The organism is Microbacterium sp. K2 (assembly GCF_051365005.1).
GTDB lineage: Bacteria > Actinomycetota > Actinomycetes > Actinomycetales > Microbacteriaceae > Microbacterium > Microbacterium foliorum_B.
On record NZ_JBLWII010000001.1, the window covers coordinates 1,777,012 to 1,789,052 of the forward strand.

The window sequence follows — 12,041 nt, forward strand, 5'->3', positions numbered from 1 at the left end:
ATGGCCTGCTTCTCGAGCCTTTCGGTCGTCACTGCGCTGCGGTCGGGTCCTTGACGGTGATCGAGTCGAACGATACTCCACCGCCGGTGGGCGTGCTGGGCAGATAGGTGAACACCGACACCGCGCCGGGGACCTGCAGTGCTGCGAGAGCGTTGGTGCCCTCGCGCTGCCATGCTGCCGGCTCGTTCTCGGACTGCTTCCACACCTTCGCCTTGACGGTCGTCGGGTTGGTACCCGTGACCTCCATGCTCAGCACATACTTCTCGCCCGGCACGATGGTGATCGGCACCTGGAGAGTCGGAGCGATCGCGGTCGCGCCGTCCTGCAGAAGATACAGCTTGACTCCGCCGTCCGCCTGCAGCCGCAGTCGGGCGATGTAGTTCGTCGTGCCGACGCGTCGTCCTATGACCGCGACGTACTGTCCCTCTACGAGCGAGTCGACGCTGAACACGGCGTCGATCCGAGTGTTCGCGCTGCTGACTCCGTTGAGATCGGCATACAGGGTGTTCGCTGCGGATGCGGGGAGAGCGATCTTGCCGAGCCCGCCCGTGACAGAGAACCGGCTGGCGGTTCCGCGGAGCGTCCACGCGCCGCCGAGATCCGCCGTGCCCCAGGCGTTCGCCACGGTCCGGTCGAAGGTGTCGGAGGCGATGAGTCCGACGACCGCCTTCGCGACCGTGACCTGAGCCGTCTTCTCCGCCGTCGCCCCGTCGTCGTCCGTCACAGTGAGAGTCACCGTGTAGGTACCATCGGTCGCATACGTATGCGTGGCTGTCGCGGTCGACGCGGTCGCACCATCGCCGAAGTTCCAGGCGTAGCCGGTGATGGTCCCGTCGGGATCCGTCGATGTGCTGCCGTCGACCGCGATGGACAGCGAGTCGATCGCCGGCGCCGCGAACTGCGCCGTCGGCGCCTGATTCGGGATCGGCGCGACGGTCACCTCGGTGGTGGCCTGCGCCGTGGCTCCGTCGTCGTCCGTCACCGTGAGCTTCACGGTGTACGTGCCGGCGGCGGCGTAGGTCTTCGAGACCGCGGCTCCGGTTCCGGACGTGCCGTCGCCGAAGTCCCAGCTGTACGACGCGATCGTGCCGTCGCTGTCCGTGCCCCCGCCGTTGAATGCGACGTCGAGACCGTTCACCACGGGTGCGTCGATCGCGGCCGTCGGAGCGACATTCGGAAGCGTGCCGGTCGTGCCCACGGTGTAGTGGGACGAGACCCGCTGTGCCGACAACACCTCGTTGTACACGGCCACCTCGTCGAGAGAGCCCTCGAACTGCACGCTCGACGGAGCGCCCGGCCATCCGCTCAGGTTGTCGTTGCCGACCCTCCAGTAGCCCTGGTACGACTGCCCGGAAGTCGTGTCCGCGCGCGCGGCCTTCAGGTCGCCGTCGACGTAGAGCTTCATGCCGTCCGCGCCGAGGCTTGCGACCACGTGGTGCCACTCTCCGTCGCGGTAGGACTGCGACGTGTTGACGGTGCGAGTGTCACCCGGGTAGACGCCGAAGTACAGCTGACCCGAGTTGTTCATGTACACCTGTCGGTCGTACGAACCGGAGTTGCCGGTCTGTGCGTTGCCGAAGCCGATGATCTTTCCACCGCTCGTCGACGTCGTGCGGAACCAGGCCTCGACCGTGAACGTGTTCGACCCCTGCTCGGCCACTGTGGAGTATCCGTTGCCGTTGTTCTGGTTCGCGAAGCTGCTCGTGTTGAAGGCGATCGCCTTGTCGGCGTCGCCCGAGATCGCGCCGGTCTGGCCGCGCGTCATCCGTCCCACGAGGTTCAGGTTGGATCCCCCGACGAGGTCGGCAGAGACGCCGCTGTCCTCGCCGAGGCGCCACAGGTGCGCGATGTCGTCGCCCGCCACGTGCTGCAGGTACGGCGATGCGGTGCCGGCAGCCACGGTCGCGCCGACCCAGTCGGACTTGAACGTGTTGCCGTACGGGTCGCTCACCACGGCTCGCAGCTGGTGTGCGGAGCCGGGGGCGAGACCGGTGATGCTCGCGGTGAGGTTCTGGTACTGCCAGAACGGGGTGTCGAGTGCGAACTCCTTGACGAGCCCTGCCGCGTTCTCCGAGTCGAGGTAGAGACGGTACGTCAGGTCCGTGTCGTCGCGGTCGAAGATCGTCGGGAACGAAGCCCGGAGGACACCGGGGATCGACGAGTTCACCTTCGGGGCCCACCATGCGCTGAACGTCTGGCCGTTGTCGTGCGCCTGACGCTCCTGCTCCTGCGACGGGCGCGGGCCCTGCTTGTTCGGCGCGTTCGACTTCACCGTGTAGCGGACGAGACCCTGCTGGGACCCGCCGTTCACGGAGGTGAACTCGCCGCCGTAGACGACGTACTGCTCGTTGCCGTCGACCGACCAGACGGCCTGATTCTTCCCGGTGTACGTGCCGGAGGGCGTGTACGGGAACCAGTACGTCAGCTGCGGGTGGGCGGTGCCGGGGTGGTCGGGGTAGCCGTACGGGTCCGCGGTGTTGGTGCCGGCGATCTCCTTGCTCCACGCAGTGGAGTGGTAGAACGTCCAGCCGCCCTGGTCGACCTGCGAGAAGCCGCCGGAGTTACCGCAGTAGTGGCTGTGAGACGCGGTGTATACGAGTTCGCCCACCGAGGCGATGTCGTAGCTGTCGCCGTGGCAGTCCTCGATCCAGTTGAGGTTGCCGTTCGCCCAGTCGATGGAGAAGGCACCCTCGATGGTGCCGGCAGAGCCCCAGTGGCCGCCAGTGCCGTACGCGTACTCACTGTCGGAGGTGAGAGAGAAGATCCACGCGTTACCGCCAGCGTTGCGCACCGCGCTGTTCGCGTTGAGCGTGAGCGCCTTCGAGCCGTCCGCGGTGTCGAACATCGCGATTCCGTAGCCCTGCGAGTTGCCGTCACGCCCGTTCGAGGTCGTGTACGCCGTGCCTCCCGCGCCGTTCGCGAAGGCGGCTCGCGTGAAGTTTCCGGCCGCCATGAGCTTGGTGCCTTCGTTGTTCACAGCCAGCGCGAGCACCTGATTGTCGGGGATCGTCGGCTGGCGGACGCCGTCTGCGTCATTGAAGCGGGTCCGGAAGCCGGCGACGATGTTGCCGTTGGTGAGTCGGATCGCGCCGAGGCGCGCACTGCTCTCGCCGTTGACGGCGCTGAAGTATCCGCCGACGTAGGCGATGGTGTTCGTGAGGGCGACCGACGAGGCCGGCCCGTTCAGATCGGGCGTCCTCGACAGCGGTGCGAGCTGGCCCGTGGCCAGGTCGAAGACCGCGATGCGGTTGCGCGTCTGCCCGCTCACCTGCGTGAAGTTGCCGACCACGACGAGCTTGGAGCCGTCGGGTGTGACGGCGACGTCCTTGACGGCCGCGTTGAAGGTGGGCGCGAAGGGGAGCAGTTCGCCTGTGGCCACGTTGAAAGCCAGGAAGTTGCCGCGCGGCTGCTCGCTGACACCGGGCGCTGCGCCTGCGGGCCGCGCCGTGGTGAACTCGCCGACGGCGAAGCCGGTGTTGCCCGAGACCTCGACGCTCCAGATGACGCCGTTGCCGATCTGCACGGTCGGCAACGCGTCGGCCGACACGGGCTCAGGCCAGTCCTCTCTGGGAAGCTGATCCTCCCATGAGGCGGCGTTCGCGGCGACCGGGACCACTGCGAGCAGCGTCCCGATGAAGGCCGCGACGACCACAGCTGCCAATGACTTCCAGAACGGCGTGTTCGCGCGCATGGACATATCCCCAATTGCCATGAGGCCGCTGAGCGGCCAATCCCCAGTAAGAAGCACACCATTCCCCAACGGTGTAGCTCCTTGATACTAAGGCCAGGGGGCGCTCTTGTAAAGGACAAATATATCGGCGGATGCGCGAGGCCCCGCCGAGATCTCGACGGGGCCTCGATCGGAGGTCAGGAGACGGCGCCCTCGAAGAGCACGACCGGGAGGTCGACGGAGAGATCGACTTCGACGACCACCTGGCCGCGCGCGGCCTCGGGGACGCTGAAGGCATACACGCCCTTCGCGGTCTCGCCCGCCGGGATCTGCAGCGGCAGGTCTTCCCGCGGGCGGACGAGGATGTTCGCCGGCGTGCGCTCGGGGCCGTAGTAGACGTTGACGATCATCGTGTCGGTGAGCGCCTCAGAGTCGGACAGGTTCGCGACGTCGACCGTGATCTGGAGCGCGGGTCCTTCGACCTCGCCCGGCACCGATGCCTGTCCTGAGATGGCGACGATGGAAGCGAGCGAGACGCGCACCCCTTCCGCGGGCTGGGCAGGCTGATCGAGGCCGACGGGAGGCGCGGTGACGCGAGGCTCCGCTGCCGGAGGAGCGTCCTCACCTTCCTCCTCGGGGGGAGTCGTGGCCGACTCCGCAGGCGACGGCGACCCCGAGGGTGCGGGGGAAGCCGATCCGCTCGCCGTGGGGCTCGGGCCGTCCTCCTCGGTCTCGGGTGCTCCGGTGCCCCATCCGTTCGCGATGCCGACGGCGATGATCACGACGATCGCCAGGGCCGCGGCACCGCCGATCCACCACCAACGACGGCTCCTGGGCAAGCCCTGGGAACTCTCTTCGTCCGTCACGATTCTCCCTGCCCGTCATCCACCGCGGTGACGTCGCTGTTCGAACTGTACCGGCGGCCGTCCTGTTCCGGGCTGAGCGGACGCAGGCTGCGCCGATTCGTTACGGACAGCCGGCGCCCGTCTCTCACTCCGCGATATGCCGCGCGCAGCGGTCTCCATGGCGAGAGGAACTGGCGGCGACCGCCGCGGAGGAGAACCTCCCGCGCCGACGCCCAGGCACCTCGCCGCCACCGCTTCACACCCTCGTCGTCCAAGTGCTTGACCGCGAACATCAACCGGTTCCGGATGTTGTAGTAGTAATAGGTCTCGGACTTCGCGCGCTCCATCGGGCCTCGGCCCTGTGTGCCACCCTCGTCGTGCACGGCGGAAACCTCACCGACGACCTGCAGCGTTCCGCCCGCGGCGACGACCCGACGCGAGTAGTCGACGTCCTCCCAGTACAGGAAGTAGTCCTCGTCGAAACCCCCTGTCCTGCGCCAGAGCTCGTCGGGGACGAGCAGGCAGGCCCCGGACACCCATTCCCAGCGCTGCTCGCCGGGGCGCGTGCCGCGACGTCGCACGCCCATCGTCTTCCCGTCCGAGAGATAGACGTCCGCTCCGTCGAACCACACCCTCCCCGACCCGTCGACCACACGGGGGGCGAGCGCGGCCATCCGCGACTCTTCCGCGCGCTCCTGCAGAGCGCTGACGGCATCCGCAGTGACGGTGGCGTCGGGATTGAGCAGCAGGAGGTCCTCGGCACCCAGCTCCAACGCGCGTGCCGCTCCCCGGTTCATCCCGCCGCCGAAGCCGAGGTTCGCCTCGGTCTCCACCAAGGTCCACCCCGCTTCGTCCGCGAGGGCGCGGACCGTGGCGCGTTCGGCTGCGGACGACATGTTGTCGACGACGACGACGTGCGCCGGTCTCACGTCGTCGACCGTGCGTACGAGGTTCTGCGCCAACAGCGCCGATGAGGCGTAGTTGACGACGACGATCGCCAGGGGCGCGGTCATGTCAGAGGGTCTTCATCTCTCGGAACCAGCGAACGGACGCCAGGGCGAGGAACGCCAGGGCGGCCGCGGCGAGGAGCGCATAGACGACGATGAATCCGGTGGTCCAGCCCCACAGCACGAACACGAGACAGACGACGCCGAAGTCCGTGGGCAGCAGCATCGTCGAGCGCAGAAGCGTGCCTCCGCCGCGGGAGTGCGTGGATGCCGCGCTGCGCGACGCCTTGAGCAGATCGTTCAGCAGCATCCCGAAGAACGTGACGGTGGAGATCGCCGAGAACGCAAGCGGCACGAGCAGCCAGGCGGTGTCGCGCAGCGGGGTGTGCATCCACAGCCCGACGAGCACAGCGAGGTGGAGCACCGAGAGCTTGGCCGCATCGACGAAGTGGTCGAGCCACTCCCCCGCGGCGCTGCCTCCGCCGCGCAGGCGGGCGACCTGGCCGTCGGCCGAGTCCCATGCGTACCCGCAGAGGAGCAGCGCCGCGATCAGGAGACCGGACCACCAGGACGGCGGCAGTGCGATGATCAACGCGATCCCGACGAACGTGTGCACCGCGCTGAGCGCGGTCACCTGGTTCGGAGTCCACCCGCGGATGTACGCGAAGGCGGCGAAGACGCGGCCGATGCGGCGATTGACGTACACGGAGTACGCGGGCGCACCCCTCGCGTGGCCCTTCTGCGCTGACTTCAGAGTCGCGAACGCCTCGCGATAAGTCACCGTCTGCCCCTGCATCCGCCCCACACTCCCTGTGTCCGCGGGATCTCTCGATCTCCGCATCCGTGCCGACCCCCGGCTTTATCGGATCCCGCCCCCACCGTATAGGTCTCGGGTGCGATTCCACGCACCCGAGAAGCCGCCCCGTCCTCGCGCGCGCTCCCTCGCGCCGGTGGCACCGAGTGCATCAGACCTCGTGATGGCGCCCGCCGCGCCGCGCGCGACTCCGCCGATCCACCGCACCGAGCCCGCGGCGAGCGCCCTCGCCCGGACCACGGCTCTCTCTGCAGGGGAGTCGGCCAGCGCGAGCGCCACCCGCACTCCCGCGTTGGCCATCCCCTGCGCGCGATCGACCGCGTGCACGCGGGTCCGGCGCTCGACCGGAAGGTGATCGAGCACGACCGCCTCAGCGCACCACACCATGTGCGCACCGGCGGCGTGGAGCTGCGAGGTGAAGAGCGAGTCCTCTCCGCCGGTGCGACCGAACCGCGGATCGAACCGGATGCCGGACTCCTCGACGAACCGGAGATCGAGGAGCAGGTTGTTCGTGGCCGCTCGGGTGATGCGGTGTCCCGTGATCAGGCCGGACCGGTGAGCCCTCGCGAAGAAGCCACCGGCGATGATCCACGGGTCGAGCGATTCCTCCGCGACGGTGCGCACAGGACCCGCCACCACGGTCGCCTCGAAGTCCCTGCGCGCAGCGAGGAGGTGGGCGAGCCAGTGCGCGTCGGCCGGGGTCTCGTCATCGTCGATGAAGACGACGATGTCGTGTCCGTTCGCCTCGTCGAGCGCGCGATTGCGCACAGCGACCACTCCACGCTCGGGTTCGACGACGTAGCGCACAGCCATCGCCGACGATCGCGCCGTCTGCTCGGCGCTCGCCGTCGAGTCGTTGTCCACGACGATCACCGCGACTTCGCCGAGCAGCCCGTCGGCCCTGGCGGCGTCGATGACCGCCGGAAGCGCGTCGAGGAGTCGGGCGAGATCGCGTTGCCTCCGAAAGGTCGGGATGCAGAGAGCGAGAGACACCTCGTTCTCGTCGCGTCCGGCGCCGTTCCCCATCCGATTCCTCCCCATCCGGTGCCGCGCGCGAGCGAGAGACTCTCGCAGACAATCCTGTATGACTTAGTATTCAACAGGTTCGCACGCCTGGGGAGTCGGTGAGCCCAGAGGCATTGACGTAGGGGGAGCGGGATGGATTCGGAAGTTCGTTCGGATGCGCCGCGGCGCCCACGCGTTCTCATCGGCGGTTACGCCTGCGGCCCCGTGTCCGAGCCTGAGGCCCGCGCCGGCTGGGAACTCGCGCGCGCAGCGGCCCGCGACCACGACGTGTGGGTGATCACCCGGCACCGGTTCCGCGACGCCATCGAGGCCGCCTTCGCGGACGACCCTGCGCTCGCCGAGCGACTGCATGTGACCTACCTCGACCTGTCGCCGAAGGTCATGAGATTCAAGCGGCACTCGTGGGACCTCTACTGGTACTACGCCGCATGGCAGCGCGCTCTGGGGCGCACGGCTCGGCGACTGCACCGGGAGATCCGCTTCGACGTCGCCCACCACGTGTCCTTCGCGAACGACTGGATGCCGTGCGGCTTGACCGCGCTCACCGGTGTTCCGCTGGTCTGGGGTCCGGTCGGAGGCGCAAGCGCTCCCCCCGCATTGAGGCTCTCCCGCTGGCTGGGACTGCGCGGGACCGCGACAGAGATCGTGCGCGGATCGTTCACGGCGGTCGTGCGCCGATTCGTCGGCGACCGCGTCGCGCGTCGCGCAGCACTTGTGGTCGCCCAGAACCAGCAGGGTGCAGACCACTTCTCCCGACTGTCCACCGTCGTCGTGGAGCCGAATGCGACCCTCGACGGGCTGCCCACGCGGGCCGACGACATCACACCGCGACGGGCGGTCTTCGCGGGCCGACTCATCGCGCTCAAGGGGGCGGCGATGGCGATCGATGCGATAGCCCGCACCGATGACTGGACCCTCGACCTGTATGGCGACGGCTATGAGGAGAAGCGACTCCGCGCCCGCGTGCACCGTCTCGGGCTCGACGACCGCGTCCGCTTTCTCGGCCATCGGCCACGCGACGAGGTGCTCGACGCCATCGCTCACGCAGAGGTCTTCCTCTTCCCGTCGATGCGCGATCAGGCGGGGTGGGTCGTCGCGGAGGCCAGCACGATCGGCTGCCCCGTGGTGTGCCTCCCTCTCGGCGGTCCGCCAGCGCTCGCCGGCACGAACGGACATGTCGCGTCGCTCGAAGGCGATGTCGTGGGCAACCTCGTCGCGAAACTCCGCGAGGCGGCCGCCGAGGGCGGCAGCGCGACCGATCGCTGGTCGATCTCCCGTCTTCCCGGTCTCGTCTCGGAGTGGTACCGACGCGCCATCGAGTCTCAGGAATCCCCGTCGATGTCCCCCCTCGGCAGCCGTCGGATGCACATCCTCGCGTCGTATCGACTCCCCAAGAGCACGACGAACCCCTACATCACGCAGCTGTTCCGCTCACTGAACGAGCAGGCGGACGTCACCCCCTACAGCCCCCGAGCGGCGCTGTTCGGTCGATACGACGTCGTGCACCTGCACTGGCCCGAACTGCTCGTCGGCGGCCACAACTGGCGCGGCCGGACCGTGCGACGCACCGTGACGTCGCTGCTCCTGCTGCGCTGGCGGCTCACCCGTGTGCCCCTCGTCCGCACGGTGCACAACCTCGAGCGACCGACGAACATCAACGCTTTCGACCATCGCGTCCTCGAGCGGATCGATCGCCTGACGACGCTCGACATCCGCCTGAATGAGCAGACTCCCCCTCGCGAGGGCATTCCGGGGACGACGATCGAACACGGTCACTATCGCGACTGGTTCGCCCCGTTCGCCGGCGGCGCGGCCACTCCAGGACGCATCGGGTACGTCGGCCTGATCCGCCGCTACAAGGGTGTAGAGGACCTCGTCGGCGCTTTCAGGGGCATCGAGGATCCGACCGCGTCTCTGCATGTCGCCGGCAAGCCTTCGACCGACGACCTCGTCGAGGCCTTGCAGGAGGCCGCGGGAGGAGATCGCCGGGTCACGATGGACCCTCGATTCCTCGATGACGAGGAGCTCGTCCACGCGATGACCGATGCGGAGCTCATCGTCCTGCCCTACCGCCACATGCACAACAGCGGAACCGCGCTCGCCGCGCTCTCGGTCGACCGACCGGTGCTCGTGCCGGACAACGAGGTCAACCGCGCGCTGGCCGCAGAGGTCGGTCCCGGATGGGTGCTGCTGTTCGACGGCGCCCTCACCGCGGAGACCCTGAGCAACGCGCTACGGTCTGCCGCGTCGCGCACGACGAGACCCGACCTCTCCGCACGCGAATGGTCTGTCTCCCGAGACAAGCACCTCGCCGCCTTCCGCCGCGCCATCGCTCTCGCACAAGGCTCGACCGACTAGGAGACGCGCGGCTCAGAGCTCGCCGGGCTTCATCGCCTCGGCGTCGATCGCCCGGATGATGCGCACGGTCGCGGTATCGGGTTTCGGCTCCCCCGTCGCCGCATCGACCTTCGCACGCCGTTTCGGCGCGTAGACGACGAGGGAGTGGAAGAGGAAGCGCGCGAAGAACGCGACGATGAGCGACAGCCCCGTCGCGAGCACACTCGATATATGCCATGTCTCGACCATCAGCGCCATCACCGGGATCCGCAGCGCGGCCTCGACGTTGTTGAACGTGAACGACGCCGCGAAGCGACCGCCCAACCCGCGCGCATCCGTTCGCATATCCGCGAAGACGAATCGCTCCTGCAGGATGAAGTTGCCGATGATGGTGACCTCGGCACCGATGATCGCCGCCCAGATATAGGGAACGCCGGCCAGCGTCAGCAGCCACATGATGCCGAGGTTGGCGACCGCTCCGATCACACCGATCATCGCGAACAGCGACATCTTGCCGAATCGCAGTCTGGCGAGGTGCGCGACGAAGGTCACTCCCTGACGCAGGCTCGCCTTGGAGGTTCCGTGGCGTCGCTCGCCGAACTCCATCGGCACCTCGGCGATGCGCAGATCCGTGCGGGCGAGGATCTCGAGGAGGATCTTGAAGCCCTGCGGCTTGAGAGAGGAGAGGTCCAGGCGCGTGCGATCGACCAGGAAGAATCCGGTCATCGGATCGGTGCTGCGGGCGAGGCGGATCGGGAACATCGAGCGGGTCAGCCAGGTGGCCGACCGGGATACCCCGAACCGAACGGCAGTGCCGAGACCGCTCGTGTCGCCTCCGCCGATGTAGCGCGAGGCGGCCACGACATCGGCATCGCCGTCGTCGTGCCGGCGCAGCAGGGCAGGAAGCAGCTCGGGCGGATGCTGCAGGTCGCCGTCCATGACGATGCAGAGATCGGATGCCGCGGCCTCGAGCCCCACGACGACCGCTCCCCCGAGTCCACCGGTGTTGTCGGTGCGGTGGATGACCCTGACCGGCAGCGGAGCGTCGGCGGCCACGCGCTCGATCTCGGCGGCCGTGCTGTCGGTGCTGTCGTCGACGAAGAGGATCTCCGCGTCGTATGCGGCGAGCGCGACCGCGGTGCGGGCCACGAGCTCAGCGACGTTCTCGCGCTCGTTGAAGGTCGGCACGATGACGGTGACCGATGTCCCCACTGTGCGCCCCCTCCCCTGTGCCGACAGCACTGCGGACTCCATAGTTCCATGTGTTCCTATGCAGGGAGAAACGGCGACCTGCTAGAGTGACGGGATGCGGCTGTGGGAGTCGCTGGGCGGATGGGGATCCGCCTTCTGGGGAATCACTGATCTGGGGAGATCATGGGGACGCGCATCGGCTATGCCGTGGGTGCTTTCGACCTGTTTCACGTCGGGCATCTCAACCTTCTTCGTCACGCCAAGCAGCACTGCGACGTTCTCGTCGCCGGTGTCGTCAGCGATGAGATGCTGCGGCAGGTGAAGGGCATCGAGCCCGTCATCCCGACCGCAGAGCGGGCGGAGATCGTCCGTCACATCTCGTTCGTCGACGATGTGTACGTCGAGACCACTCCGTCGAAGATGGATTCGTGGCGAGACGTGCAGTTCACGCACTTCTTCAAGGGCGACGACTGGCGCGGCACCGACAAGGGTCTGCGGCTAGAGCGGGAGTTCGCGGAGGTGGGCGTCGAGGTCGTGTACTTCCCGTACACGGCGCACACGTCGAGCTCGTCGCTTCGCCGCGCGCTCGATGCGATCACGGCCGGTGCCAATATCGGCGCCACCGCGGTCGGCGCTCCGGCGCTCGCGAGCCGCTGAGGCGACACCCCCGACACCGTCGCGCCCGCGCCCTCAATGACGCGAGTGCGGGCGTGATGGGGGTGCCGGTCAGTTGGTGACGCCGAGCAGACTGCGCGCCATCCTCGCCACGTGCGGCGGTGTATGAGCGCCGAGCCAGACCGTCCACTGCAGCGCGGGCTCCGCGCACGTCCACTCGACGCACCAGGAGTGCACGGCATTCGCGAGGCGCTCGCCCTTCGCGTGCTGACGGATGCCGTCGCCGCGCAGGAGCCAGCGCACGGACACCCCTTCGGGCACGTCGATGTGGCGGAACTGGATGCGCGCGGCCGCCTCGAGAAGGATGACCCCCTCTGCGTCCCAGGGCAACCGCGCGGCGATCGCGGCGATGGCTCCGGCATCGGTCGAATCACCGGCGATGAGCACGACCCCCTCGATGTTCTCCCAGTCCGGGTCTTCGAGATGCTCGCACGCGCTGTTCATGCTCCAACTATAGGTAAGGCTACCCTTAGTAAGCAATGATCGATTGTCGGCATCTTCATCTCGGCGCCCATCCAGCCACGCGGCTCTACGCT

9 protein-coding genes are annotated in these 12,041 nt (G+C 68.0%); 2 read left to right on the forward strand and 7 right to left on the reverse strand.

Annotated elements, in window-relative coordinates:
* Positions 1-28 precede the first annotated feature (28 nt).
* The 5 genes from ACLKOY_RS08710 to ACLKOY_RS08730 form a co-directional block, all read right to left on the reverse strand.
* Complete coding sequence (locus tag ACLKOY_RS08710; protein WP_436453270.1) at positions 29-3,691, reverse strand: PKD domain-containing protein; 3,663 nt, start codon at positions 3,689-3,691, stop codon at positions 29-31.
* Positions 3,692-3,867: 176 nt separating this feature from the next.
* On the reverse strand, positions 3,868-4,509 hold the full coding sequence (locus tag ACLKOY_RS08715) for a hypothetical protein (protein ID WP_436453271.1): 642 nt from the start codon (positions 4,507-4,509) through the stop codon (positions 3,868-3,870).
* 23 nt (positions 4,510-4,532) lie between these two features.
* Positions 4,533-5,528 carry a glycosyltransferase family 2 protein gene (locus ACLKOY_RS08720; protein ID WP_436453272.1) on the reverse strand — a complete coding sequence of 332 codons (996 nt, stop codon included), beginning with the start codon at positions 5,526-5,528 and terminating at the stop codon, positions 4,533-4,535.
* Position 5,529: 1 nt separating this feature from the next.
* Positions 5,530-6,258, reverse strand: coding sequence for a CDP-alcohol phosphatidyltransferase family protein (locus tag ACLKOY_RS08725; RefSeq protein WP_436453273.1), 729 nt, complete (start codon positions 6,256-6,258; stop codon positions 5,530-5,532).
* A gap of 63 nt (positions 6,259-6,321) precedes the next feature.
* On the reverse strand, positions 6,322-7,302 hold the full coding sequence (locus tag ACLKOY_RS08730) for a glycosyltransferase family 2 protein (RefSeq protein ID WP_436453274.1): 981 nt from the start codon (positions 7,300-7,302) through the stop codon (positions 6,322-6,324).
* A gap of 132 nt (positions 7,303-7,434) precedes the next feature.
* Here ACLKOY_RS08730 and ACLKOY_RS08735 point away from each other — a divergent pair, with 132 nt between their 5' ends.
* Positions 7,435-9,660 (forward strand): glycosyltransferase family 4 protein, encoded by a 2,226-nt coding sequence (locus ACLKOY_RS08735; RefSeq protein ID WP_436453275.1) that lies wholly within the window; start codon positions 7,435-7,437, stop codon positions 9,658-9,660.
* 12 nt (positions 9,661-9,672) lie between these two features.
* Here the strand turns inward: ACLKOY_RS08735 and ACLKOY_RS08740 are convergent, their stop codons facing one another.
* Positions 9,673-10,893 (reverse strand): glycosyltransferase, encoded by a 1,221-nt coding sequence (locus ACLKOY_RS08740; protein WP_436453276.1) that lies wholly within the window; start codon positions 10,891-10,893, stop codon positions 9,673-9,675.
* A gap of 120 nt (positions 10,894-11,013) precedes the next feature.
* Here ACLKOY_RS08740 and ACLKOY_RS08745 point away from each other — a divergent pair, with 120 nt between their 5' ends.
* Positions 11,014-11,487, forward strand: a complete 474-nt coding sequence (locus ACLKOY_RS08745) for an adenylyltransferase/cytidyltransferase family protein (RefSeq protein WP_436453277.1) — start codon at positions 11,014-11,016, stop codon at positions 11,485-11,487.
* A gap of 69 nt (positions 11,488-11,556) precedes the next feature.
* On the opposite strand, the gene ACLKOY_RS08750 is transcribed toward ACLKOY_RS08745, so the two are convergent.
* On the reverse strand, positions 11,557-11,949 hold the full coding sequence (locus tag ACLKOY_RS08750; protein ID WP_140036035.1) for an SIP domain-containing protein: 393 nt from the start codon (positions 11,947-11,949) through the stop codon (positions 11,557-11,559).
* Positions 11,950-12,041: the final 92 nt, after the last annotated feature.